The organism is Ferdinandcohnia sp. FSL W7-1320, from assembly GCF_038050315.1.
In the GTDB taxonomy this organism is placed as follows: Bacteria; Bacillota; Bacilli; order Bacillales; family Bacillaceae_L; genus Ferdinandcohnia; species Ferdinandcohnia aciditolerans.
In genome coordinates this window covers 1,739,172-1,764,580 of record NZ_JBBPAM010000001.1, presented here as the reverse complement: position 1 = coordinate 1,764,580, position 25,409 = coordinate 1,739,172, and the positions used below count along the sequence as shown (strand labels likewise).

Annotated in this window: 25 protein-coding genes; 4 read left to right on the top strand and 21 right to left on the bottom strand. The window is 37.9% G+C overall.

Features of this window, described 5'->3' with window-relative positions; all coding sequences use genetic code 11:
• Nucleotides 1-16 precede the first annotated feature (16 nt).
• The 6 genes from yqfC to rpsU form a co-directional block, all read right to left on the bottom strand.
• Nucleotides 17-301, bottom strand: a complete 285-nt coding sequence (gene yqfC, locus NST91_RS08830; RefSeq protein WP_341330831.1) for a sporulation protein YqfC — start codon at nt 299-301, stop codon at nt 17-19.
• 178 nt (nt 302-479) lie between these two features.
• The gene (locus NST91_RS08825) at nt 480-962 is read right to left on the bottom strand and encodes a YqfB family membrane protein (RefSeq protein ID WP_341330830.1); all 483 of its coding nucleotides are present in this window, start codon (nt 960-962) and stop codon (nt 480-482) included.
• Between the two features lie 45 nt (nt 963-1,007).
• Entirely contained in the window at nt 1,008-1,994 is a 987-nt protein-coding gene (floA, locus tag NST91_RS08820) for a flotillin-like protein FloA (protein ID WP_341330829.1), read from the bottom strand.
• Between the two features lie 24 nt (nt 1,995-2,018).
• Nucleotides 2,019-3,350, bottom strand: a complete 1,332-nt coding sequence (locus NST91_RS08815) for an NfeD family protein (protein WP_341330828.1) — start codon at nt 3,348-3,350, stop codon at nt 2,019-2,021.
• A gap of 217 nt (nt 3,351-3,567) precedes the next feature.
• Nucleotides 3,568-4,014, bottom strand: coding sequence for a GatB/YqeY domain-containing protein (locus NST91_RS08810; RefSeq protein ID WP_341330827.1), 447 nt, complete (start codon nt 4,012-4,014; stop codon nt 3,568-3,570).
• A 16-nt stretch (nt 4,015-4,030) separates the two neighbouring features.
• Complete coding sequence (gene rpsU, locus NST91_RS08805; protein WP_010678174.1) at nt 4,031-4,204, bottom strand: 30S ribosomal protein S21; 174 nt, start codon at nt 4,202-4,204, stop codon at nt 4,031-4,033.
• Nucleotides 4,205-4,544: 340 nt separating this feature from the next.
• On the opposite strand from rpsU, the gene NST91_RS08800 reads away from it, so the two are divergent.
• The gene (locus tag NST91_RS08800) at nt 4,545-5,471 is read left to right on the top strand and encodes a Na/Pi symporter (protein ID WP_341330826.1); all 927 of its coding nucleotides are present in this window, start codon (nt 4,545-4,547) and stop codon (nt 5,469-5,471) included.
• A gap of 32 nt (nt 5,472-5,503) precedes the next feature.
• On the opposite strand, the gene deoC is transcribed toward NST91_RS08800, so the two are convergent.
• From deoC to gpr, 13 genes are all read right to left on the bottom strand, one after another.
• Entirely contained in the window at nt 5,504-6,172 is a 669-nt protein-coding gene (deoC, locus tag NST91_RS08795; protein ID WP_341330825.1) for a deoxyribose-phosphate aldolase, read from the bottom strand.
• Nucleotides 6,173-6,319: 147 nt separating this feature from the next.
• A complete protein-coding gene (gene mtaB, locus NST91_RS08790; RefSeq protein WP_341330824.1) occupies nt 6,320-7,678 on the bottom strand; it encodes a tRNA (N(6)-L-threonylcarbamoyladenosine(37)-C(2))-methylthiotransferase MtaB in 1,359 nt (452 codons plus the stop codon).
• Between the two features lie 5 nt (nt 7,679-7,683).
• Nucleotides 7,684-8,427: a 16S rRNA (uracil(1498)-N(3))-methyltransferase gene (locus NST91_RS08785; protein ID WP_341330823.1), complete on the bottom strand. Its 744-nt coding sequence runs from the start codon at nt 8,425-8,427 to the stop codon at nt 7,684-7,686.
• Nucleotides 8,428-8,454: 27 nt separating this feature from the next.
• Complete coding sequence (gene prmA / locus NST91_RS08780; RefSeq protein WP_341330822.1) at nt 8,455-9,399, bottom strand: 50S ribosomal protein L11 methyltransferase; 945 nt, start codon at nt 9,397-9,399, stop codon at nt 8,455-8,457.
• Nucleotides 9,400-9,448: 49 nt separating this feature from the next.
• The gene (gene dnaJ, locus NST91_RS08775) at nt 9,449-10,579 is read right to left on the bottom strand and encodes a molecular chaperone DnaJ (RefSeq protein ID WP_341330821.1); all 1,131 of its coding nucleotides are present in this window, start codon (nt 10,577-10,579) and stop codon (nt 9,449-9,451) included.
• Between the two features lie 363 nt (nt 10,580-10,942).
• Nucleotides 10,943-12,784, bottom strand: a complete 1,842-nt coding sequence (gene dnaK, locus NST91_RS08770) for a molecular chaperone DnaK (RefSeq protein WP_341330820.1) — start codon at nt 12,782-12,784, stop codon at nt 10,943-10,945.
• A gap of 32 nt (nt 12,785-12,816) precedes the next feature.
• Nucleotides 12,817-13,413: a nucleotide exchange factor GrpE gene (grpE, locus tag NST91_RS08765; RefSeq protein ID WP_341330819.1), complete on the bottom strand. Its 597-nt coding sequence runs from the start codon at nt 13,411-13,413 to the stop codon at nt 12,817-12,819.
• A 94-nt stretch (nt 13,414-13,507) separates the two neighbouring features.
• Nucleotides 13,508-14,539, bottom strand: coding sequence for a heat-inducible transcriptional repressor HrcA (gene hrcA, locus NST91_RS08760; RefSeq protein ID WP_341330818.1), 1,032 nt, complete (start codon nt 14,537-14,539; stop codon nt 13,508-13,510).
• Between the two features lie 102 nt (nt 14,540-14,641).
• Nucleotides 14,642-15,778 (bottom strand): radical SAM family heme chaperone HemW, encoded by a 1,137-nt coding sequence (hemW, locus tag NST91_RS08755; protein WP_341330817.1) that lies wholly within the window; start codon nt 15,776-15,778, stop codon nt 14,642-14,644.
• Nucleotides 15,779-15,982: 204 nt separating this feature from the next.
• Nucleotides 15,983-17,806, bottom strand: a complete 1,824-nt coding sequence (gene lepA / locus NST91_RS08750) for a translation elongation factor 4 (protein WP_341330816.1) — start codon at nt 17,804-17,806, stop codon at nt 15,983-15,985.
• Nucleotides 17,807-17,935: 129 nt separating this feature from the next.
• Nucleotides 17,936-18,289: a YqxA family protein gene (locus NST91_RS08745; RefSeq protein WP_341330815.1), complete on the bottom strand. Its 354-nt coding sequence runs from the start codon at nt 18,287-18,289 to the stop codon at nt 17,936-17,938.
• A gap of 375 nt (nt 18,290-18,664) precedes the next feature.
• On the bottom strand, nt 18,665-19,861 hold the full coding sequence (gene spoIIP, locus NST91_RS08740) for a stage II sporulation protein P (RefSeq protein WP_341330814.1): 1,197 nt from the start codon (nt 19,859-19,861) through the stop codon (nt 18,665-18,667).
• Between the two features lie 88 nt (nt 19,862-19,949).
• Complete coding sequence (gene gpr, locus NST91_RS08735) at nt 19,950-21,077, bottom strand: GPR endopeptidase (protein WP_341330813.1); 1,128 nt, start codon at nt 21,075-21,077, stop codon at nt 19,950-19,952.
• Between the two features lie 263 nt (nt 21,078-21,340).
• On the opposite strand from gpr, the gene rpsT reads away from it, so the two are divergent.
• Complete coding sequence (gene rpsT, locus NST91_RS08730) at nt 21,341-21,607, top strand: 30S ribosomal protein S20 (protein ID WP_121447264.1); 267 nt, start codon at nt 21,341-21,343, stop codon at nt 21,605-21,607.
• A 44-nt stretch (nt 21,608-21,651) separates the two neighbouring features.
• On the opposite strand, the gene holA is transcribed toward rpsT, so the two are convergent.
• Nucleotides 21,652-22,668: a DNA polymerase III subunit delta gene (gene holA, locus NST91_RS08725; RefSeq protein ID WP_341330812.1), complete on the bottom strand. Its 1,017-nt coding sequence runs from the start codon at nt 22,666-22,668 to the stop codon at nt 21,652-21,654.
• A gap of 426 nt (nt 22,669-23,094) precedes the next feature.
• Here holA and NST91_RS08720 point away from each other — a divergent pair, with 426 nt between their 5' ends.
• Entirely contained in the window at nt 23,095-23,229 is a 135-nt protein-coding gene (locus NST91_RS08720) for a YqzM family protein (RefSeq protein ID WP_121447266.1), read from the top strand.
• Between the two features lie 79 nt (nt 23,230-23,308).
• Here NST91_RS08720 and NST91_RS08715 read toward each other — a convergent pair whose 3' ends face one another.
• Nucleotides 23,309-23,674, bottom strand: coding sequence for a ComEC/Rec2 family competence protein (locus NST91_RS08715; protein ID WP_341330811.1), 366 nt, complete (start codon nt 23,672-23,674; stop codon nt 23,309-23,311).
• 428 nt (nt 23,675-24,102) lie between these two features.
• On the opposite strand from NST91_RS08715, the gene NST91_RS08710 reads away from it, so the two are divergent.
• The gene (locus NST91_RS08710; RefSeq protein WP_341330810.1) at nt 24,103-25,332 is read left to right on the top strand and encodes an IS110 family RNA-guided transposase; all 1,230 of its coding nucleotides are present in this window, start codon (nt 24,103-24,105) and stop codon (nt 25,330-25,332) included.
• The last annotated feature ends 77 nt before the right edge of the window (nt 25,333-25,409 follow it).

The following is a 25,409-nucleotide window of genomic DNA, read 5'->3' as shown; positions in this document are numbered from 1 at the left end:
CTACTGATTCATTGATTCAATTCTCAATATATTGCACATGTTCAATTTTTCCTTCGAGCATTATTTCCTCAGGTAAAATTGTTTTAATCACAAATGCATTTCCCTTTATCAGAAGTTGTCCTTGTTTCAGTAATAGCCGTACCTCTTTATCTGAAAAGGTTAATAATCCTCGATGATTTTCTATGTAAATATGTAATTGTCCAATCATGGTTATTCTTGGAAGATCCATCATGACGTCAGCAGGAAGTTCCATCTTGTTTGTAATCCAACTCTTCATTCGTTGACCTAGTTTTTTAGGCATAACAAAGAACCCCCTTTCATCTCATGTTTATGAGTGAAAAGGGGTTCTTAGTACATTTTTTAAGGAGGATGTAAATGAGACATCGAACTCCTGTGTTGGCTTACTTTCTCCGGTCCTCAAAGCTGCGCCGCCTTAAACTTCTTGGTCCTTTTTATCCTCCTAGATCAGAGAACTAGTCTTAACGACGGATTTGGTATGGTCTTTTTGCTCTAGGCGGACCTAGAATTTCGGACCATATAATACCTTCTACAACCTTGTTTTTCGAGTATGTTTTCGCTTGCCTTGTTTCTCTAGAAGCAGTTGGTTTAAGAACCTTTAGCATTGGTTCTTCTTCCCTGGTTACAGTCTCCGTCTCTGTATAGACGCCCTGCTGTTGAAGCTCTAGATAACGATCATAAAACGTATTTGGAACTTTAGTATCGGGAATCTCTTCTGGTTCTACTTCAGTTTCATATTTTGTTTCAACCTGATATTCATCTTTTTCAGGTTTACGTTCTTGGTCAAACGGATTAAACTGTTTTGGCATTGGAACCGGGGTTGTAGGTTCTGACTCCCCTCTGGTAAATCGCCTGAACGTATTAAAAACAAAACCGATTATAATGACCACAATCCAAGCATTTGCCATTACAAATTCAATCAAGTCTTGCAAAGGTGATTCCACAATGTAAACCTCCCTTCAAATTTTGAGGTTTATTTCAGTTTATTATTATTTTTCTTCATCTTCTGGATGTGTGCTTTTACCAATTGAATTTCTCATATCAGTATCAGCCATGATATTCTTAAGGTTCGTATAATCGAGTACTCCTAAGTTACCTGAACGTAATGCTTCTGCCATAGCAAGAGGTACTTCTGCTTCTGCTTCCACAACCTTCGCTTTCATTTCTTCAACGCGAGCACGCATTTCTTGTTCACTTGCAACCGCCATTGCGCGACGTTCTTCAGCTTTCGCTTGAGCAATTTTCTTATCGGCTTCGGCCTGGTCTGTTTGAAGCACAGCACCAATGTTTTTACCGATATCAATATCGGCGATATCAATGGAGAGAATTTCGAATGCAGTACCTGCATCAAGTCCTTTTGCAAGAACGGTTTGAGAGATCATATCTGGATTTTCAAGTACTTTTTTATGGTCAGTTTGTGAACCAATTGTACTAACGATACCTTCACCTACACGGGCAATAACAGTTTCTTCTCCTGCTCCCCCGACCAAGCGGTCAATATTCGCACGCACAGTGATACGTGCTTTCGCTTTAACTTCGATACCATCCATTGCCACACCAGAGATAAATGGTGTTTCAATAACCTTCGGATTAACACTCATTTGAACGGCCTCTAGCACGTCACGACCTGCTAAATCGATTGCAGCTGCCCTTTCGAAAGTTAATTCAATGTTCGCACGTTGTGCAGCGATTAACGCGTTTACGACGCGGTCAACATTACCACCTGCCAAATAGTGACTCTCCAGTTGGTTTGTATTAAGATTTAGTCCCGCTTTTTGGGCCTTAATTAACGGGATAATGACACGGTTTGGGATAACCCGACGCAATCTCATCCCAATCAATGTAAAGATACTTACACGGACACCCGCAGCCAGTGCAGAAATCCATAGTGCAACTGGCACAAATGTAAATAGTACAGCTAATAAAATAATACCAAGTGCAACTAATATTAGAATTGTTATCATACCTGTTGGCATTCTAATTTTCCTCCTAGATTAAGTTTATTTATCAATATCAGTAACCTCTCGAACAACAATTCGAGAACCTTCTGTTTTGATCACTTCAATTTTTGTGTCTTTCTCAATGTAATTCCCTTGTGAGACAACATCTAGTCTTTCTTCACCAATGATTGCTGTACCAGAAGGTCTTAAGGTTGTTAAGGCCATTCCTCGTTTTCCAATTAAATCATCACGATTCTTATTTGACACATACCCGCTTTCAGTATTGGTAGAATCGAAGAGAATAATCTTTTTAAAGGCATGTAATTTCTTTCCGAATATTTTAACTAAAATAATTGAAACAATGACAGTAGCTACTAAAGCAACTAATAATGAAACTCCAATAACCATAACACTACTCCCTGCCAAGAAAAAGCTTGTTAAAATTGCTCCTAAACCTATCAAGCCTATGATCCCCCCCGGCAATACAAACTCCAATAGAACTAACACAATTCCAATTACAAAAAGGATAATGGACTCCATACCAGCTAGTCCCGCTACCAAATGTCCGTAGAAAAAGAGTAGTAGCGATGATATTCCCATTATGCCTGGAATACCAAATCCCGGTGAGTAAAGTTCAACAACTAAACCTAAACTTCCAATTGTTAATAAGATCGAAACGACAATTGGATTCGTAATAAAGCGTGCAATTTTTTCTGCCAAGCTAAGTTCAGCTTCTTCAACTGCAGCCTTTTCATAGCCAATTGTCTTTAGTAAATCTCCTCGATTCTTTACAACACCTTCTGCGTACCCAACTTCGAGAGCCTGATTTGCAGTTAAAGTGAGAAATTTACCTTTTTCAGCACCTAGTTCTGGCAGGTCTATTTCCTTGTCGGCCATTGCTAATGCATAAATCGGATCACGACCATTGTTTTCAGCAGCGCCTTTCATCGCTGAAAGCCAGTAAGAAACGGCTTTTTCATCAGCAGTATTCCCTGCCTGGTCGATTATTCCTGCTGCCCCCATTCTTCCATTCTCAGACATATAAATCTCATCGGCATTTAAGGCGATAAAAGCACCTGCAGAGATGGCGTCGTTATTGACAAAAGCAACGGTAGGAATAGCTGCTTCCTGTATTCGTTTTCCAATTTGAGTTGCTGCATCAACAGCCCCACCAGGAGTATTTATCTCAAGAATGATGACATTGGCTCCTTTCTCCTCAGCATCGGTAATCGAGCGATCAATAAAAGCATGTAAGCCTTTTTCAACCGTTTCTTCCAACGGAATAATGTAAACTACCTGATCTGTTGCACTTAAGCTTTTATTGGGTGTTAGTGTAAGGAGTAAAGGTAAAACAATAATGGAAAGATACAAAAATATTCTCAATCTTTTCAAGGCGTTCCCCCCCTCTCTATTTATTTTTACGACTTGATAGTATGTTATACGATTGAGATGTAAGCGAGGTTTCAATATTTTGTGTAATTCTATACATTATTTTCATTGGTAATTCTTGGGTTTTGTATGTATGGAGATGAAGATCAAGGCCAGCGAAACGAGCAATTTATTTCCTCCCATATAAGAAAAACACCTTACACAATGTAAGGTGCTTTGTTTAAGATAGTTGCTGTTGAACAAGTTTGTTGATGAGACTGCCATCAGCCTTCCCTTTTACTTTTGGCATAATTGCAGCCATCACTTTGCCCATGTCAGCTTTTGAAGAAGCATTGACCTCTTGTACTGTTGCTTTCACAATCTCAACAAGTTCCTCTTCGGATAATTGCTCTGGAAGGTATACTTCTAATATCTCAATTTCAGTTTGAATTTTATTAACAAGATCTTCACGACCAGCGTTACTAAATTCGCGGAGGGAATCTTTTCGTTGTTTTAATTCACGAGTAAGAACAGTTAGTTCTGCTTCTTCTGATAGCTCATTGGTACCAAGCTTAATGCCTTCGTTTTGAAGAGCAGCCTTAACCATTCGAATAACAGATAGCTTATCTTTCTCTTTATTCTTCATCGCTGTTTTCATATCATTATTTAAACGCTCGAGAAGACTCATAAAACTACACCCTCTTTTAGTATTTGCGCTTTCTAGCAGCTTCAGATTTCTTCTTACGCTTTACGCTAGGCTTTTCATAGAATTCGCGCTTTCTAGCTTCTTGAATAGTACCTGATTTAGATACAGTACGTTTGAAGCGGCGAAGAGCATCTTCAAGCGATTCGTTTTTACGAACGACCGTTTTTGACATTCTAATTCCCTCCCTCCGAAAACAACCACTAACATCTAATTAAGACACATGTTCCATTGGTTCTCTTAGTGTCGATAGCTAAATATCGTCTAAAAAATAAACATGTACTTTGCAATTATAATATATGCATGTTTTTTGGTCAACTATTTATCACAATTGAACACTAGAAAGTAGTTCATATTCAATAGTTTTGATAAAGTTTTATGCTCTATTCCTACTTAATCCTTACTTTTTACAGTTTGTTGCTTATTCCAAAAATTTAACAAGTAAAAAGTTTAATAAATTGAAATAGTCATTTTCAAGCAGCCTTGTCCATACAATGTGATAGGGGTGAAGATGAATGATTGAACTTATATCATTATTTGCTGTATTTATCGCCATTTTCTTATTTGGTATGACTGTTATGAGGACAGGCTTATATAATCTGACAGGCGAAAAATTAAGAGTATGGTTAATTCGTTTTACAAATAATCCGATAAAAGGTTTATTAACTGGCATGATCATTACAGCAATTATCCACAGCAGTTCTGCTGTTATGGTTCTTGTTGTTGGATTAATTGCCACTGGATATTTAACCTTTAAACAATCGTTTGGAATTATTCTTGGGACAAATATAGGCACGACATTTACTGCAGAAATGATCACTATTGATATATTCGAATGGATTGTCCCAATATTAATCATAGGATTTTTATGTTTATTTGTTCGAAATCAGCAGGTTTTTAGTTTTGGTGCCTTTTTGTTTGGGTTGGGATGCATGTTTGTGGCAATGAATGGATTCGAACAACTCGCAAGACCTATAGGAGATTTCCCCTCGATTTATACTTTTTTTCAGCAGACAAACCAAAGTAATCTCTTTGGTGTAGGGGTTGGAACCATTTTAACTTCTATTATTCAATCAAGTACAGCGACAACTGGAATTATTATGGGGTTTATGAATGAACAACTATTAACTTTAAATGCAGGAATCGCCGTATTACTTGGTGCGAATATAGGAACTTGTATTACAGCGTTTATAGCAAGTATTGGGAGTAAGCATGAAGCAAAATTAGCGGCATATGCTCATATTTGGGTGAATGTAATCGGGGTAACCTTATTTTTCCCGTTTATTAATGTACTTGGTCAAATCGCCATGTTACTCACATCACATCCTGATGTGCAAATCGCACACGTTAGTTTAATCTTTAACGTCCTCAGTTCACTCCTATTTTTACCATTTGCAGGAGTTTTAACAGATTTTATCACGAAAGTACATAGAACTACATAAAAAGCTGGCCATTTGGCCAGCTTTTTTCTTTATTAGTAATCTGAAGAACCAGTTAATCCATTGACGATTGCAACACCCGCACTCGCACCGATTCTGGTTGCCCCAGCATCAATCATATCTTGAGTTCCCTTCACATCACGAACACCACCGGATGCTTTTACCCCGATATCGGGACCTACTGTTTTACGCATTAAACGAATATCTTCCACTGTAGCACCGCCTGTTGAGAAACCAGTTGATGTTTTAACAAAATCAGCTCCAGCTTTGACGGAAAGTTCACAAGCTCTTACCTTTTCCTCTTCAGTTAGCAATGATGTCTCGATAATAACCTTAGTAAGTGCCTTACCTTTCGCTGCTTCAACAACCATACGAATGTCTTTTTCAACTAATTCGTCATTTTTATCCTTCAGAGCACCGATATTGATTACCATATCAACTTCAGTAGCTCCTTTTTCAATTGCATCCTTTGTTTCAAATGCCTTTGTTTCAGAAGTACTAGCTCCTAATGGAAAACCAATAACCGTACAAACCTTTACATCTGAACCATTTAACAAGCTTGCTGCTGTTTCCACCCATGTTGGATTTACACAAACTGACATGAACCCATATTCTTTAGCTTCTGCACAAAGGGTTTCAATCTGTGCTTTCGTAGTATCCGCTTTTAATGCTGTATGATCAATCATTTTTGCAATATTTGTCATTATGTATTTCTCCCTTCAACTTTCAGTTGTACGTACCTCTAACATCATATCATTGTTGCAATAGCTTGACTAGCACTTCTCTTTCATATTATGCGATAAAAAAAAGAAGCTAATCCAACGATTAACTTCTTTACGTTATTCTAATCTTTATGCAGTCGTTCTTTGTTCTTGTTCAACCGAAAGTTCTTCTTCGACTTTTACAAATTTACCTTCGTTATATGGATAACCGGCTTTTGTAATTTTCACTTTTACGATTTTTCCAATCATATCTTCAGTGGCATCGAACTTTACTTTCAAATAATTATCGGTATACCCGATGTATAGACCGCTTGCCGGGTCATCTTTGTCAATTTCCTCTGGAATTACCTCTAGTACTTCGCCTTCGTAATTAGACGCATACTCCTTCGCTAATTGGTCAGATAGTGAAATTAAACGGTGTACACGCTCGTTTTTCACTTCTTCATCAATTTGGTCTTCCATTCTAGCGGCTGGTGTACCAGTACGCTTTGAATATGGGAAAACGTGTAATTCAGAGAATTTATGTTCGTTAATAAAGTTATAAGTTTCCATAAACTCTTCTTCCGTTTCTCCAGGAAAACCAACAATAACATCTGATGTAATTGCCAATCCTGGTAAAGCCTGACGTAATTTTGTAAGACGTTCAGCAAAGAACTCCATTGTATATTTACGTCTCATACGCTTTAACACGGTGTTTGAGCCCGATTGTAATGGAACATGTAGATGTCTAACTACTTTTTCGGAGTTATCTAACACTTCAATAATTTCATCTGTAATTTGGCTAGCTTCAATGGAAGAAATACGAATTCTCTTAAGTCCTATCACCTTTGATTCTAGGTCACGTAAAAGAGCTGCGAGATTGTAATCTTTCATATCTTCCCCATAGCCACCTGTGTGGATTCCAGTTAAAACAATCTCTTTATAGCCTGCATTCACAAGCTGTTGTGCTTGTTTGATAACCTCTTGTGGGTCACGAGAACGCATTAAACCACGTGCCCATGGAATGATACAGAACGTACAGAAATTATTACAACCTTCTTGGATTTTTAATGAAGCACGCGTACGGTCAGTAAATGCAGGTACATCAAGTTCTTCATATACACGTGTTTTCATTATATTTCCAACACCATTTATCGGTTGTCGCTCTTCTTTGTATTGCTCGATATATTCAAGCATCTTCTTACGATCCTGTGTACCTACGACAATATCAACGCCAGGAATCGCCATGATTTCCGCTGGTGATGTTTGTGCATAACAGCCTGTAACACAAATAACAGCATCAGGATTTTTACGGATTGCTCTACGAATAACCTGTCTACTCTTTTTGTCCCCTGTATTTGTAACAGTGCAAGTGTTAATTACATACACATCAGCAGTGCTTTCAAACTCAGTACGCTCATAGCCAGACTCTTTAAAAAGCTGCCATATGGCTTCTGTTTCATAATGATTTACTTTACATCCTAATGTATGGAATGCAACTAATGACATGATTGTCACCTCGCTAATTCAAAATGATATGATACAGCTGATAAAACATATAGTGGTGCTGTTTCAGTACGTAAGATTCTTGGTCCAAAGCTGCAGGAAATAAACTCATTTTCGATTAATGAGGAAACCTCTTTTTCGGTTAGTCCTCCTTCAGGCCCTATCACAACAAAAAGAGATTCCCCATTTTGCATTTGTGATAAAAGACGTGCCAAATTAGAGTTTTCACCGCGCTTTGCATCCTCTTCATAAGCTACTACCTTATAAGTATAAGATTGACTAAAGGACAATAGTTCTCGGAATGATAATGGTTTGGTAACGTTTGGAACCATTCCGCGATGGGATTGCTCAGCTGCTTCTTTTGCAATTTTCCCCCATCGTTCAACCTTTTTTTGTCCTTTTTTTTCATCCCATTTGACGATTGAACGTGCCGCAACAAAAGGGACAAACTCAGATGCCCCAAGCTCCGTCCCTTTTTGGATTACATATTCAAGCTTATCCCCTTTTGGTAGTCCGCTTGCAATACATACCTTAATGGGAAGCTCATTCGAGTTCTCTACCCATTCTACAACATTTGCCAAAACTGTATCATTGGTAATTTCAGTAATTGTACAAATAGCTACTCTACCATTATAACAACAAAAAATAGAGTCTCCAACTGACATTCTCATAACTCGTGTTATATGGTGTACATCTTCACCTGTAATTGTAGCTTGTGTTTCGTTAATATGATCGACGAAATATCTTTGCATTTATTCTTCCACCACCTGCAAATATCCTTATTCGCTTATCTTTCTAGCAATCATTGATACCCAGTCTTCCATAACAAGTACTTCCTCAATCTCGAATCCGGATGCTAGAAGACTGTCCTTTACTTCTTGTTTTTTCGTATTAATAATCCCAGAAACAATGAAAGCTCCATTCGGTTTTAGGATTTTTTCTGCATCATCAGTGAAACGGACAATAATTTCAGCAAGGATATTCGCTACAATGAGATCCACAGGTCCCTCAATACCATCAAGGAGATTATTTTGAGAGACAGTAACTTTATCATGAACCTTGTTTAATTTAATATTGAGTTTTGCACTTTCAACTGCAACTGTGTCTAAATCAAGTGCTTTGATAGAACTAGCACCTAGCATTGCTGCTGCAATACTTAACACACCCGAACCGGTACCGACATCGATAATTGTATCTCCGTCCTTAACTGTTCGTTCTAAAGCTTGAATACTCATGACAGTAGTAGGGTGTGTACCTGTTCCGAAAGCCATGCCTGGGTCTAATTCAATTATTAATTCATCACTATGAACAGGCTCGTACATCTCCCAAGTAGGCACGATTGTAAATCTCTCAGAGATTTTTACAGGATGATAATACTTCTTCCATGCTGTGGCCCACTCTTCCTCATGTACTTCACTAATAGTGACTTTATTATGGCCCAAGTCTATATCAAAAAGCAAAAGATTGTTAATTGCTTCTTTTATCTCTTCAACAGTTTCACCTAAAAAACTATTAACTGGGAGGTACGCCTTAACGATAACACCTTCTTCAGGATAGTCATCAGGATTGAGTTGGTAGATCTCACCAAACACATTTTCACGTTCTTTTGTTAAGTCAAATGGATCCTCAATGACAACTCCACTTGCACCTGCCTCATGAAGTATATTTGATACCGGCTCCACTGCCTCTTGTGTAGTGTGAATACTAATTTCAGACCATTTCATTACTACCAACTCCAATCCATTTGTTAAAAAGTTACTAAACCATTCTGTATCATTCGCCTTTAAAAGCTCGTTTTACCTTCGCGAAAAAATTATCATGTTGTTCATCTGGAGCTTCATTACCGCTTATTTCCGTAAATTCACGAAGCAATTGTTTTTGCTTTTCAGACAACTTTGTTGGGGTAATAACCCGAACCCGAATATGTTGATCTCCTTGACCATATCCACGAACATTTGGGACACCCTTGCCTCTAAGTCGGAATTTTGTTCCAGTCTGAGTGCCCGCAGGTATCTTAAGCTTTACCTTCCCATGAAGAGTAGGCACTTCAATTTCATCACCTAATGCAGCTTGCGCAAAGGTTAGTGGCATTTCACAGAAAATATCGTCTCCGTCACGCTCAAAAAACTCATGTGATTGAACATGGAACACAACGTATAGATCCCCTGGAGGTCCTCCGTTTACACCTGGTTCACCTTGACCTGATACGCGAAGCTGTTGGCCATCATCAATACCAGCTGGAATTTTCACATGAATTTTCTTACGTTTTTTCACTTTACCCGTTCCACTACATGTAGAACATTTATCCTTAATAAATTTACCTGTTCCACTACAATGGTGACAAACACGTCTGTTTACAATTCTTCCGAAAGCTGTGTTTTGTTCAACATTGATTTGACCCGAACCTCCACAGTGTGAACATTCTTGTGGGTTTGTTCCAGGTTTTGCACCTGACCCATGACAGGTTGAACATTCTTCCTCTCTCGGAATTTCAATGTCTGTTTCCTTACCAAAAACAGCCTCTTCAAACTTAAGTGTCATTGTATATTGTAAATCTGCCCCTTGACGTGGTGCATTTGGGTCTCTTCTTCTAGTTCCGCCACCAAAGATTGAGCTGAAGATATCTTCGAAACCAAAGCCACCACCAAAATCTGCACCTCCACCAAAACCGCCGAATCCTTGATTTGGATCTGAATGGCCAAATTGGTCATAATGAGCACGTTTGTTATCGTCTGTTAAGGCATCGTAAGCCTCTGTTATTTCCTTAAATTTATCTGCAGCATCTGCTTCTTTATTGATATCGGGGTGATATTTTTTTGATAATTTTCGATATGCTTTTTTAATTTCGTCTTTACTAGCATTTTTCGAAACCCCGAGTACCTCATAATAATCTCTTTTACTCATTGAATCCACTCCCGCATCATTCACATAAAGAATATTGTATCATTTAATTTTATGAAAAGGCAATAATACTTGTTTCAAGCATCAAGTTCATAATTGTCAAACTTTTAAGAGGTATCCACTTTAAACAAAAAAAGTCAAAGCCAAGACAGGCCTGACTTCGACTTTTTTTACATTTAATTCTTTTTAATGATGTCTGGTTTCAGTGCCTAGAAACTCGAGAAACTTGAACGCCTCCTGCAGAGGCAAACTACGCCTATTTGTCGGAGTCTCAAGCACACAAGAAGTGCTAGTGCTGTTTTCCCACAGGACGTGGTGTTTTAGGCGGCCAGCTTTCTCGTTTCTGTACAAGGCACTTACGCCTTTCTATTTATCATCATTTACTTCTTCATATTCAGCATCTACTACATCGTCGTCTTTCTTGCCTTGAGTTGCGCCTTCTGCTCCTTGTGCACCTTGAGCTGCTTGAGCTTGTTGCTGAGCTTGCTCATATAGTTTCACAGAAAGCTGTTGAACGATTTCTTGTAGAGCATCTTTCTTTGCTCTAATTTCATCAAGATCGTTTTTCTCGATTGCTTGTTTTAATGCGTCTTTAGCTTCGTTAGCTTTCTCAACTTCTGCAGCATCTACCTTACCTTCTAAGTCTTTAAGTGTTTTTTCAGTTGTAAACACTAATTGATCTGCTTCATTGCGAAGTTCAACTTCTTCTTTACGCTTTTTGTCGGCTTCTGCATTCTCTTCTGCCTCACGTACCATACGTTCAACTTCATCGTCAGAAAGGCCTGAAGAAGATTGAATTGTAATAGCTTGCTCTTTATTTGTACCAAGGTCTTTTGCACGAACATTTACGATACCGTTCTTATCGATATCAAATGTTACTTCAATTTGTGGCACTCCACGTGGTGCTGGTGGAATATCAGTTAATTGGAAACGACCCAATGTTTTGTTATCTGCAGCCATTTGACGTTCACCTTGAAGTACATGGATGTCAACAGCTGTTTGATTGTCTGCAGCAGTTGAGAATGTTTGAGACTTACTAGTTGGGATTGTTGTATTACGATCGATTAAACGAGTAAATACACCACCCATTGTTTCAATACCAAGTGACAAAGGTGTTACGTCTAATAGAACGACGTCTTTAACATCTCCAGTTAATACTCCACCTTGAATTGCTGCACCTAACGCAACTACTTCGTCAGGATTAACCCCTTTATGAGGTTCTTTGCCAGTTTCTTTCTTGATTGCTTCTTGAACAGCAGGAATACGAGTTGAGCCACCAACAAGGATGACTTTATCAATATCGCTAGCTGAAAGACCAGCATCTTGAAGCGCGCGTCTAGTTGGGCCCATTGTACGCTCAACAAGTCCAGCTGAAATCTCATCAAATTTTGCACGAGTTAAATTTACTTCTAAGTGAAGTGGTCCTGCTTCTCCAGCAGTGATGAATGGAAGAGAGATTTGTGTAGAAGTTACACCAGATAAATCCTTCTTCGCTTTTTCAGCAGCATCTTTTAAACGTTGTAATGCCATTTTATCTTTTGAAAGATCAATTCCATTATCTTTTTTGAATTGATCTACTAAATAATCAATAATTACTTGGTCAAAGTCATCTCCACCAAGACGATTGTCACCTGCAGTGGACTTAACTTCGAATACTCCGTCACCAAGTTCTAGGATGGACACGTCGAATGTACCACCACCAAGGTCATATACAAGAATTGTTTGATCTTCTTCTGTTTTATCTAAACCATATGCAAGAGCAGCAGCAGTTGGCTCGTTAATAATACGTTCAACTTCAAGACCAGCAATTCGACCCGCATCCTTAGTTGCTTGACGTTCAGCGTCATTAAAGTATGCTGGGACAGTGATAACTGCCTTTGTTACCTTTTCTCCAAGGTATTCTTCTGCATACGATTTAAAGTATTGAAGTAGAATAGCAGATACTTCTTGTGGAGTATATTGCTTACCTTCTATTTCAGTTTTGTAATCTGTTCCCATATGACGTTTGATCGACATAATTGTGTTAGGATTTGTGATAGCTTGACGTTTTGCCACTTCACCAACTTGTCTTTCCCCATTCTTAAAAGAGACAACAGATGGTGTTGTGCGGTTGCCTTCTGGGTTCGGAATAACTTTCGGTTCTCCACCCTCCATAACAGCAACACATGAGTTTGTTGTACCTAAATCTATACCAATGATTTTACTCATAAAAAAACCTCCTAATTGAATAAAACTTAGAACTATTCATTTACCTTCACCATTGAAGGTCTTAACACTCTATCTTTAAGTTTGTATCCTTTTTGGAACTCTTCTAGAACCACATTTGATTCCGTATCTGGCTCACTCACTTGCATAACAGCTTGATGCACATTCGGATCAAATTGTGTTCCCACTGCTTCAATTGCTTCTACCCCTTCTTTTTTCAGGGCATCTATAATGCTTCGGTATACCATTTCTACACCTTGCATAATTGATTTTGCTTGATCATTTGTCGCTTCTATTTGAAGTGCCCTCTCAAAGTTATCAAGAGCTGGTATCAAATCCGTTACAAGACTTTGTGATCTATATGTAGCAGCTGTTTCTTGATCTAAGCGTGCACGTCTCTTAAAGTTTTCGAAGTCGGCAATCTGGCGCAAAATTCGACTTTCTGCTTCCTCTAGCTTAGCTTCAAGTTCTGCAATTTTTTCATTGGCTTTCGAAAGTTCGGCTTGCACATTATCTTCTTGTTCTTCTACTAATTCTGCTTCAGCCTGTTCAATCGTTTCTACCACATCATTGTCTACGTTAGTTTCTTCTAGTTCAATATCTTCTTTTACTACTTCGTTCTCGTTAGCCAATACACTCACCTCCCTTAAAGTGAAGTCCCTATTATCATAGTACCTAGTATATGTATTAGAGGGTTATTCCACCCTCTACTAAATATAGCCACGGCTATTCGTTTTGATACAGTTTTGTCAGCACCTTTGAAAAATCATGACTGATATGCTGCAACAATGTAATAACACGTGAATATTCCATTCTGGTAGGGCCTAAAATCGCGATTGACCCAAGGTGTTCATTCCCAACGGAATAAGTTGCTGTTATTAGGCTACAATCATTCATTGCGATATTGTTGTTTTCATGACCGATTTTAATATTGATTCCCGCTTTATCTGTTCGTAACAGTCGAGAAAATTCATGTTCACTTTCAATCATTGTTAATAAAGATCGAATTTTTTCAATGTCATGAAATTCTGGTTGACTTAACATCTTTGTTTTTCCACCAATAAACACTTTTTCTTCGGTAGATAGTGAAAGTGTTTTGTCTAAAACACTTATAACCGTATCGTAGTTACGAATATTTGTTTTCAGCAGAGATGCAACCTCTTTATAAATTTTGTTTTTTAGATCAGTCAGTGGAACACCAACAAGACGCTCATTTAGAATATTTACCATCTTTTCAATATCGCTTGGATCGATGGACTCCGGAAATGAAATTGTTCGATTTTCCACATGGCCATTATCTGTAATGATAATCGCAACAGCTGTCTCATTGTTAATTGGAACAATTTGCAGCTTTTTCACTTTATTTTCTTTAAAGGCGGGACCTAAAACAATCGAAGTATAGTTTGTTAGATCTGATAAAATCTGTGCAGATTTTTGAACAATTTTTTCAAGCTCATAAATTTTCTCTGCAAAAATAGACTTTATCTCATGCTTTTCCTTTAAAGTTAATCGACTCGGAGATAATAAATGGTCCACATAGTATCGATAGCCTTGTTCAGATGGGACTCTACCAGATGAGCTATGAGTTTTCTCAATAAATCCTAGTTCTTCTAGATCTGCCATCTCATTGCGAATAGTTGCTGAGCTAAACACAATCCCATCCTTTTTCGACAATGTTCTTGACCCTACTGGCTGTGCAGATCTAATAAAGTCATCAATTATTACTTGAAGAATCAATAGTTGACGATCTGTTAGCAAGGAACATCACCTCTGTTAGCACTCCTAATCTGCGAGTGCTAATTCTATAATTAAATTACCAAATACGAGTGCCATTGTCAACGATTTAAACTCCTTCTTTATTTACAGCAAAAACGCTTGAAAAACTTCATTCCCAAGAAACTTTCCGGCATGAGTTAATCGAATATAATCATCTTTTTCTTCTAGCAGACCTTTTTCTTTTTGTTCTTTAATTTGGTCTGCAAAAACATCAAAAATACTGATTGAAAATTTTTCCGAAAAATGAGGAATTGAAACACCTTTTGTTTTACGCAATCCTAAAAAAAGCTCTTCTTCCATTTTTTCTTGTTTTGTCACTTCATGCGTTTCGACATACGGAAAGCCATGATCATCTATGGTTTGCATATATTTTTTAATGGGTCCTGCATTTGAAATTCTTCTTCCTCCCAAATAGCTATGAGCGCCTGCACCGATTCCATAGTACTCTTCATTATTCCAATACGTTAGATTATGGCGACTTTCATAGTTATCCTTTGAGAAATTACTTATTTCATATTGATGCAAACCATGTTTCCCCATCTCTTCCATTAAGATTTCATACATTCTTGCTTCATTTTCTTGGCTTGGCAGATGCAAATTTCCTTTTCTCATCAAATTATAGAACACTGTTTTTGGTTCAATGATGAGGGAGTATGCTGATACATGCTCTACATCGAGTGAAAATGCTAAGTTAAGCGATTCTTGAAAACTTTCTATCGTTTGTTGGGGTAAGGCATACATCAAATCAATACTAATGTTTTTAAAACCAACACGTTTCGCTAATTCAATTGTGTGAAAAACATCTTCACGACGGTGTGTTCTACCAATCGCCTTGAGGAGCTCATCATCAAAGGTTTGTACCCCAAAACTTATTCGATTGACACCTGAATCAAGCAATACTTTTAATTTATCCTCTGTAAGATCACCAGGGTTTGCTTCAAAGGTGAATTCAATTGTATCGCTTTGGGGCTTTAAATATTGATTAATACTCGTGAGGAATGTCTCTAACTGGTTTACGGAAAGAACGGTTGGCGTTCCCCCACCGACGAAGATGGATTTGAGAGTAGCAGGAGGATGAGCCTCGACTGTATTTTTCATTTCAGTATCCATGTATTGAAGATATTCATCAACAGGTTGACCTTTTAGAAAAACTTTATTGAAATCACAATAGTGACAAATTTGTTCACAAAAGGGGATGTGAAGGTATGCTGCTCGTACCAAAAAATCACTTCTTTCTTTAAGCGAATGTCGTAAATAATAGAATAAAGAAAACCGCAGAAAAGTCTGCGGCATCTTACTTTATATGTCTAGTACCAGGCGCCATCAGCTCTCTGGTATAAGCCAATCGCTTCGGAAGGTAAAAGGCACCTTCTGTCAGCTCTTATCTTATGCTTGTCACCTTAGACCTCGCGCCTTGCACTTTTCTTATTTATCATCCATTTTCAATACTGCCATGAATGCCTCTTGAGGTACTTCGACTGAGCCGACTTGCTTCATTCGTTTCTTACCTTCTTTTTGTTTTTCAAGAAGTTTACGTTTACGGGAGATGTCCCCACCGTAACATTTTGCCAATACATTTTTACGCATTGCCTTAATGGTTGATCGAGCAATAATCTTTTGACCAACCGCGGCTTGAATAGGTACTTCAAAATGCTGTCTTGGAATTAATTCCTTTAGCTTTTCTACGATCACTTTTCCTCGATCATAAGCTGAATCCTTGTGGACAATGAAGGAAAGTGCATCTACTTTTTCAGCATTTAATAAAATATCCATCTTCACAAGCTTTGAAGGCTTGTAACCTATTAATTCATAATCAAATGATGCATAGCCTTTAGTGCTCGATTTTAATTGGTCAAAGAAATCATAAACGATTTCTGCAAGTGGAATTTCATAGACGATACTTACACGTCTCTCATCAAGATACTGCATATCAATGAAGATACCACGTTTGCCTTGGCATAACTCCATAACAGCACCAACATAATCATTTGGAACCATCATGGTTGCTTTTACGTAAGGCTCTTCAATTCTGTCAATTTTTTGTGGATCTGGCATTGCTGATGGATTATCAATTCGTACATCTGTACCATCCGTTAGAAACACATCGTATATAACGCTTGGTGCAGTGGTAATTAAGTCGATTTTAAATTCTCTTTCAATTCTTTCTTGAATGATTTCCATATGCAATAGACCTAAAAATCCACATCGGAAGCCAAAACCTAGTGCCTGAGAAGTCTCTGGTTCGAATTGAAGGGCTGCATCATTTAATTCAAGTTTTTCTAATGCTTCACGTAAATCATTATATTTAGCTGTATCGATTGGATATAAACCGCAGTACACCATAGGATTTAAGCGTCTATATCCTGGTAGGGGCTCAGTAGCACCGTTTTTCGCGTTGGTAATCGTATCACCCACACGTGTATCCCCTACATTTTTGATTGCAGCTGTTAAAAATCCAACGTCACCAACAGTTAATTCTTCCTGAAGGGTTGCGCGAGGTGTAAATACACCAGCTTCAATTACTTCAAACTCCTTACCTGTTGCCATCATTTTTATTTTATCACCAGGTCTAACTTTACCTTCTATTACTCGAATGTAAGCAACTACACCACGGTATGGATCATATAAAGAGTCAAAAATAAGAGCTTTTAGAGGTGCCTCAGGGTCCCCCTGCGGTGCAGGGACTTTTTCAACAACCTGCTCTAATATCTCTTCAATTCCAATCCCTGCTTTCGCAGAAGCTAAAACAGCTTCTGACGCATCGAGTCCGATAACATCTTCAATTTCTTGTCTAACACGCTCTGGATCTGCACTCGGTAGGTCGATTTTATTAATTACCGGTAATATTTCTAAGTCATTGTCTAAAGCGAGGTACACATTTGCTAGTGTTTGTGCCTCAATCCCCTGTGCTGCATCGACAACGAGCACTGCACCCTCACATGCTGCTAAACTCCGTGAAACTTCATATGTAAAGTCAACATGTCCTGGGGTGTCAATAAGATGGAAAATATATTCCACACCATCTTTTGCCTTATATTTTAATTGTACTGCGTTTAATTTAATCGTAATGCCACGTTCTCTTTCAAGGTCCATGGAATCTAGCAATTGTTCTTTCATTTCACGATGGGTTAACGCATTGGTTTTTTCAAGTATGCGGTCAGCCAATGTAGATTTACCATGGTCTATATGAGCAATAATTGAAAAATTTCGAATTCTAGATTGTCTATTACGTCTCTCTTCTTGGTTCATTAAAAATCCTCCTGTATGGAACAACTACACTAGATTAGATTATACAGAACTATTTTGTCACATTCAATTACGAAAAAAAACGACCATAAAACAAAGAGAGCTTGCTTATTATTCATAGCATGCTCTCTTCTAAATTTTATCAAGTAAATTTCCTATTCCATTTCCAATTGCAATCATGATTTTTTCAAAAATAGCACTGATTCCATTTCCTAGTTTTTCACCAATACTTGAAAAAAAGTTAAATGATTCTACATTTTCAAGTTGTTTCTGTTTTTCTTCTAGGTCATGACTTGTGACCTTTCTGCCTAAGACAGATGCTTCAACTTCACCGTCATTATCGGTGATATGAAAGGCGCCTTGAAGGGAGGGGTCATTATAGCCCCTCATTTTCTTCATCCCTTCATTCGCCTGCTGCATGCCAATCAACACACCCAGGAGAAGCACGGTTACTATTAAAAAACATTTCATCATGAATTTAACCATTGGAATTACACCCTTTTTTTAACACAATGTTTTTTTACATGGATATTTTTTTATCGGTTTTGCAATGATGTGTTACTTAGGTGCCTTTTTTCACTTTAGCAAGTGCCTCAAAATGGCTCTTGCGATACATGCTTTTGCTTTTTTCACCTGAGCATGTACCTCTAAACGGTGCTTGTGGTACATGCTTTTGCTTTTTTTACCTGAGCATGTACCTCTAAACGGTTCTTACAGTACACGCTTTTGCTTTTATCACCTAAGCATGTACCTTAAAAAGGTGCTTAACGGTACATACCATTACTTTTGACTTTTTACCGCCCAAACATGTCCTGAAAGCTATTTTTAGGTCAATAAGGTCCGAATATAGCATCGATAAAGTTATTCTTTATTCGTTTCATTTGCATTCACTTTTTCGGCTTGCCAGTAGTATTCTGCTAAGACATCAGCTACAGCAGCTGCTGTTCGGCGGAGTTCTTCGAAATTATTATCGACACCACCAAATTCAATTAACATGGCATTGCCTGATTTATCTTGGTTATATACTCCATTATTGCCAACTCCGCCTTGTTTAAAAATACCTCGATTTAAACCTGGATATTTTTTTTCAAATATATCGTGGAGCGCATTGGCAAGCTCAAGATTTTTCGCAATGTTTGGATTCTCTGACCCAACTATAAAAGCTATTTTCGCATAGGCCTTTCCGTTAATTTCTACGGTGGTTTTTTCTTTTCGATGCGCATCACGGTGAATATCAATGAAATAATTTAAGTCCTTATTATTTGCCATAGCGCTAGCCATAATCTCACCAGAGCCCTTGTATGACTGATAATAATCATAGCCTTTAGACTTTAAATACTTGTCCATATTTGTCTTATCAATATCTGTACCGATTCCTCTTGCCTCTAATTCTTGCTTAAGCATTTCCCCTACTTTGGTTACATTCACTTCAGGATGTCTTGCATTATTCGCATTGGTTGTATCTACACCTTTTAAATGTGGAAAATAGGCTTCTGCTGAGTGAGTATGATAAATATAGGCAACTTTTTTCTCACCAGTTGTCATCGTCGGTGGTGGCACAGGTTGAGTAGGCTTTTCTGCCTGTTCAACATTTTGTGTAGCCACTTTTCGTTCATCTAATAAAACATCTAATGGTGGTGGAGACTCTATCGGCATATTCGTGTAATTGGTTCCTTCACCTGCTACTATTATCTTCCCATCAAAAATCGAGAACCCAGGGAGCTCCCTGCCTAAGAAGCTTCGTGGGTCATCTAATGTAAGGTTTGTAGCTGCTTTAAAAACAGCTCCTAAATAGTCTGGTTTCGTAGTCGATTCAGGTAAGCCTTGAACAAAATAATGGTTTTCATACCCTAATAGATGTACAAGTGCTTCTCCTGAGAGATTTGTTGCGACATTACTTATAGACGAAGAACTTATTCTAAACTCTGGTTTAAGAGAGACAATTGCTCCCGTAATCGTAAACAATAAGATAAAGCTAAATATGAGGAATAGAATCCCTTTTACAACGCTGGTTCCTTGAATTGAGATCATCATTCCTTGAGACCGAAAACCCTTCATATTCTACCTCCTCAATGGTTTGTCTATCATATTGATATGAGCAAACAAGAGTTAGTAGAACCGAAATGATAGAATCTATTCAATTTTATTAATGAGTATACGCACCTGAATTATCTTGGCCAATCTCACCATGCAATGCAGTATTTAGGCCACCCGCTATTACATTTGCCATGTCCTCAATGAAGACATCTACCTCTTTTGGTGTAACCATTAAGTTATGGCCAAGAGGTGACAACACTTCGTGAATTAATTTTCTTTTCTCATCTTCTGGTAGAGTTCCGACTATTCCTAAGAATGTATTCCTTTCTTGCTCACCAGGCAAGTCATCCTCTGTTAATACTTTTTTCTCCCCAAAAGTCATGCCCGCAGGTATTAGAGAACGTGAAGGTTTATCCCCTTCTTTAAGCTCTCTACCAAAATGCTTTAATATAAAATCAAACGCATCACTTGTAATAGAAACAGCATCAACGACTGTTGGAATCCCAATCGCGATTACGGGAATACCTAATGAATCCTTACTTAGTTCTTTGCGTTTGTTTCCAACTCCAGAACCCGGATGAATACCTGTGTCCGATATTTGAATCGTTGAATTCACCCGCTCGACTGAACGTGCTGCCAATGCATCGATGGCAATAATAAAATCAGGTTTTGATTTTTCAATGACTCCGTAGATGATGTCACTTGTTTCGATTCCTGTTAACCCCATCACCCCTGGTGCAATTGCACTTACAGAACGAAAACCATCCTGCACATTTTCAGGCTGCAATTCAAAGAGATGCCTTGTAATGACAAGGTTCTCAACTGCCAACGGCCCCAGCGCATCTGGTGTTACGTTCCAATTTCCTAAACCAACAACTAGACAGCTAGCATCTTTCCCGATATTTAGTTTTGATAAAAAGTGATTAAATTCCTTAGCGAATACTTCTTGCACCTTTTGTTGGAGTTCTGAATCTTTTTGACGTATCCCCTGAACCTCTAGTGTTAAATAATTTCCTTTTTTCTTTCCAACTGCATTTGCACCTTCCTCGGTAATTTCGACTGTAGAAATGGTAATTCCATCCTCTTGTCTCTCTTTTATGATGACACCTTCAATTTCTGATACAGGCTGTTGATCTTCTTTTAGTGTTTTATTTCGTTCTTCGACTGCCATTGCGCTTGCTTCTAGCGCTAAGTCAGTACGAACAGAGTATTTTGTTAAGTCTAGTTGTTCTCCCATTCCAATGACCTCCAATTTTTACATAGTATCTATAGCTTTACCTGTTAAAATGTGGTTCATGCAATTTTTATCAAGTAGGAATTAGATTGGTATTGCATTCTCACAGCCAATTTGATAGAATAACTTTTGTTGTAACATCAGAGTATCAATGAATGTATAAGAGATCATTAAGCGAAGGAAAACTATAATAGAGAAGGTTTTCGTTAATTTTCGTAGATGATTGATCGTGTTAGATCATCTTGATATTCGCAGGAGGTGAAAGTATGCCAAATATTAAATCAGCTATCAAACGTGTAAAAACAAGTGATGAAAGCCGTGCTCATAATGCAACTGTTAAGTCTGCAATGCGTACTGCTGTAAAAAACTTTGAAGCTTCAGTTGCTAACAATGACGTTGAAAACGCAAAAGCAGCTTTTCTTACTGCTTCAAGCAAGCTTGACAAAGCGGCTCGTAAAGGTCTTATCCATAAAAATGTTGCTGACCGTCAAAAATCTCGTCTAGCGAAAAAACTTAACGAGGTTAACGCATAATAAATAAACGACTCGATTTGAGTCGTTTTTTTTTGCGTTCTATTTTACTTACCTAACTTCATAATAAATAATTCCAGAATTAATTTTTTATCCATTTTTCCGTTTTTCATTTCATAGTCAGCTTCAGCAAGCTGGCTTAAAATACCCAGCAATTCTTCCTGTGTAAATAAATTTGCTTGTCCACCCGCAAGCTTGACCCGGAACGGATGAACTTTAAGATTTCCAGCAATCTGCTGTTGTCCGTAGCCTTGTCTAGAAAGCTCCTTCACCTGAAAAATCAACCTAAATTGTGTAGCAAGCAAAGATAATATTTTGATGGGCTCTTCATTATTTTGCAAAAGGTCATAAAAAATTCTTAGTGCCTCATCAAGTTTCCTATTTACTACCTTATCAATTAATGAAAAAATATTTTGCTCCAAAGACCTAGGTACGAGTAATTTAACGGTTTCCTCTGTTATCTCGCCATTTTCCCCAAGGTATAAACACATTTTATCGATTTCTTGGGTTATGTTCATAAGATTCGTCCCAGCCACATGTAACAGTTCCTGAATCGCAGAGGGGGAAATGGTAACCCGATGCTGGTTTGTTCTTTCAGTTATCCAGCTATGTAAATCCTTTTCAGATAATGTATTAACAGTCAACACTTCAGCATTTTTCTTTAACTGCTTAACAATTTTCTTCCGCTCATCTAACTTTTCATACGGAGCCGTAATCACAAGAATCGTAAAAGGAGCAGGCTCTTTTAAATATTGTTCGAGTACCGTTACATTATGTTCAACCTTTTCCTTACTCTTTTCAGCTTTTAAAAAGTGTGGATTTTGTAAAATAACCAGACGTCTTTCTCCCATAAAAGGAAGGGTCTCAGCATCAGCCAAGGCAATTTCAACAGGAGTTTCCTCTAAATCAAAAATAGATAGGTTAAAATCTTTTTCTTCCTCTTCAACGCTATATTTGATCAGCAACTCCTTTGTTTCCTGTATTAAAAAGGTTTCTGAACCATGTAATAAATAGACAGGTGCAAATTGCCTTTTCTTAATTTTTTTCCAAAGCTCTAAATTCATACTTATTCCTCTCCACTGTAAGCCTTCAAATCTTCTCTAATCGTATCGGTAAAACACAAATTTTTCAACCTCCATAAAAATTTCAAAGGGAATTGGTTTTCACCAATTCCCTATCTATAGAAACATTACCAAACAAGCCCCGGGTATCTTGTCGAGTAATGATTATTTGTAATCTGACTATTACTGTGTTGTTGTTCTTATGTACTATTAGGATTTACATTGTTTTTTGAACTATTTGTGACAAGTGTTGTTAATAAAGGAAGAGTATCGGATAATAGGGGAAAAAGGGTTCTACCTTTTTTTGGCTTTGTTTTATTCACTGAGGTTTCTAACTTTTTGATTTTAAAACAAAACCAACTTTTTAAAGGAATTATAGATTTTTTTGACTAGTTAGGCTATACTATAAGTGTTTAGGAGGGGTTAGGCGTGAACGAATTCGAAAAGAATATAAAAAACACACGAAATGACGTTATCGATGCTGGAGTAGCTTTCGTTGTATCATTTGGCTTCTTCGCTATAATTTTCATTATCGCAACTTTAATTAAAGTTATCGGAGCTTAATACCGACAGAATACATACTGTCAAAACCAAGACTGCCCATATAAGGCAGTCTTTTTTCGTTCCTTGCCTATACTGTATCTTATGGAATTGTCGTTATAAAGGTTCCTGGTTTTTTGAAAAAACGGTATTGTATCGCCCCATCTGTGTCAGTTCTATATACTATGATTTTTTCTTGTTTTAATCGATTAATCACCTCTGGATGTGGATGATTAAAACGATTATTAACACCCACTGGAATTAGGGCAATTTTAGGTTTTAAGGATTGGATAAATCTCTCCGTAGATGAGGACTTGCTTCCGTGATGTCCCACCTTTAATACATCTATCCTCATGTTTTTATATGTATTGATAAGATCAAGTTCCACATCTTTTTCAATGTCCCCTGTAAATAACCAACTTAGACCACCGATTTTTGTAAATATAACGATTGAATTGTTATTTTCCACCATTTCATCTCCCTCGTATAGTAAGTTTATAGTCCTCTTTCGAGGTAATTTCCAATTAAAATATTGTTCTTTGATAATTCTATAGATGTTAGTTCAGATAGTGGGGGGCTAGCCCCCCACCATCTGAAAAAGTTTTCCAAAGGGTGGACTTTTCGTGATGTCCCTAGATAATGGTCTTAGGATCGTTTGGGGGATTTCTATCATCTCCTGTAGCTTTGACTACTACAAAAGTCTGTCTCCCCAGTCCTTGTTCGAACTTCTAACCCGCAGGCTGTTCCCTTTGGCAGCCCATGCTGGAAGTTGCAGCTTCCAGGCAGCTCATGGACCAAAGTGAGTTCTAATACGCGAGGGTGATTGACCGACAAGTACACTGGGGATATCCCGAAGAGTCCTTCCCTTGATCCTAGATTGAAAGGAGGTTAGCCACCATGAAATTATTTGTTGGAATAGACGTTAGCTCTCAAGATATGAAAGCTTGTGTCATGAATTTTGAAGGAAAAGCATTAACTGCTCTCACTGTTGACAACAATTTGACAGGGGCATCTTATCTGAAAGATCTGATTGTCAAGATAGCCCAAAGTAACTCAATTTCCGAGATTCAAATCGGGATGGAGGCCACTTCAGTCTATAGTTGGCATCCTGCTATGTTTTTTCACGAGGATGAATCTCTTAAAGAATTTAAAACAACAGTCTTTACTATTAATCCAAAACTAATTAAAAAATTTAAAGAGTCATATGTTGACCTGGATAAAACAGACCAAGTCGATGCTTGGATTATTGCAGATCGCTTACGGTTTGGACGTCTTCCACTAACGGCGGTCATGCAGGAACAATTTATTGCTCTTCAAAGGTTGACAAGAATGAGATATCATCTCGTTCATAACCTAACGCGAGAAAAGCAATATTTTCTGCAACACTTATTTTATAAGTGTAGTTCCTTTACGACTGAAGTGGATAGTTCGGTTTTTGGAAATGCCATGTTAGAGCTATTTCTTGAACAATATAGCTTAGATGAAATTAGCTCAATGGATCTTCAAGAACTTGCGAATTATCTTCAAGATAAGGGCAAAAATCGCTTTACTGACGCCGAGTGTGTGGCGAAATCCATTCAAAAGGCTGCGAGATCTTCCTACCGATTATCAAAGTGTGTGGAAGATTCTATCGACCTATTATTAGGGACTTCAATAGAGTCCATCCGTAGTATAACTAAACAGATTAAAGAACTTGACAAAGCCATCCAAAAGCTTCTAGAAGGTATCCCTAATACCTTACAGACGATTCCAGGAATAGGCCCAGTCTATACCGCTGGTATTTTAGCCGAAATTGGACAAATTGATCGCTTTGATAACCAAGCTTCCATTGCCAAATATAGTGGACTTACATGGTCCAAGCATCAATCAGGCAAGTTCCAAGCTGAGGAAACCAAAATGATACGTTCAGGAAATAGATTTCTTCGTTATTACCTTGTTGAAGCTGCCAACTCGGTTCAACGAAATGAACCTGAATTTCGGGCATACTACCTGAAAAAATATCGTGAGGTTCCTAAGCATCAACACAAAAGAGCACTCGTCTTAACGGCAAGAAAACTTGTGCGGTTGGTCGATGCGCTGCTACGCAACGATCAAGTCTACACGCCAAGAAGGAAGGTGAATAACTAAAGGATAAAACATCCTAAATCCTTCAATGTTTTCCAGTAAATGGTTTAATATCTTACTGGGTTTCTTAAGTATTGTCT

Excerpts from the sequence above, each read along its gene's own strand:
- dnaJ (WP_341330821.1), bottom strand. The coding sequence starts at position 10,579 with ATGAGTAAAAGAGATTATTATGAGGTACTCGGGGTTTCGAAAAATGCT.
- dnaK (WP_341330820.1), bottom strand. The coding sequence starts at position 12,784 with ATGAGTAAAATCATTGGTATAGATTTAGGTACAACAAACTCATGTGTT.
- deoC (WP_341330825.1), bottom strand. The coding sequence starts at position 6,172 with ATGACAAATATTGCAAAAATGATTGATCATACAGCATTAAAAGCGGAT.
- NST91_RS08810 (WP_341330827.1), bottom strand. The coding sequence starts at position 4,014 with ATGAGTCTTCTCGAGCGTTTAAATAATGATATGAAAACAGCGATGAAG.
- NST91_RS08800 (WP_341330826.1), top strand. The coding sequence starts at position 4,545 with ATGATTGAACTTATATCATTATTTGCTGTATTTATCGCCATTTTCTTA.
- gpr (WP_341330813.1), bottom strand. The coding sequence starts at position 21,077 with ATGGGAGAACAACTAGACTTAACAAAATACTCTGTTCGTACTGACTTA.
- prmA (WP_341330822.1), bottom strand. The coding sequence starts at position 9,399 with ATGAAATGGTCTGAAATTAGTATTCACACTACACAAGAGGCAGTGGAG.
- yqfC (WP_341330831.1), bottom strand. The coding sequence starts at position 301 with ATGCCTAAAAAACTAGGTCAACGAATGAAGAGTTGGATTACAAACAAG.
- NST91_RS08745 (WP_341330815.1), bottom strand. The coding sequence starts at position 18,289 with ATGGTTAAATTCATGATGAAATGTTTTTTAATAGTAACCGTGCTTCTC.
- lepA (WP_341330816.1), bottom strand. The coding sequence starts at position 17,806 with ATGAACCAAGAAGAGAGACGTAATAGACAATCTAGAATTCGAAATTTT.
- holA (WP_341330812.1), bottom strand. The coding sequence starts at position 22,668 with ATGAATTTAGAGCTTTGGAAAAAAATTAAGAAAAGGCAATTTGCACCT.
- spoIIP (WP_341330814.1), bottom strand. The coding sequence starts at position 19,861 with ATGAAGGGTTTTCGGTCTCAAGGAATGATGATCTCAATTCAAGGAACC.
- NST91_RS08710 (WP_341330810.1), top strand. The coding sequence starts at position 24,103 with ATGAAATTATTTGTTGGAATAGACGTTAGCTCTCAAGATATGAAAGCT.
- rpsU (WP_010678174.1), bottom strand. The coding sequence starts at position 4,204 with ATGTCAAAAACGGTCGTTCGTAAAAACGAATCGCTTGAAGATGCTCTT.
- rpsT (WP_121447264.1), top strand. The coding sequence starts at position 21,341 with ATGCCAAATATTAAATCAGCTATCAAACGTGTAAAAACAAGTGATGAA.
- mtaB (WP_341330824.1), bottom strand. The coding sequence starts at position 7,678 with ATGTCATTAGTTGCATTCCATACATTAGGATGTAAAGTAAATCATTAT.
- floA (WP_341330829.1), bottom strand. The coding sequence starts at position 1,994 with ATGCCAACAGGTATGATAACAATTCTAATATTAGTTGCACTTGGTATT.
- NST91_RS08785 (WP_341330823.1), bottom strand. The coding sequence starts at position 8,427 with ATGCAAAGATATTTCGTCGATCATATTAACGAAACACAAGCTACAATT.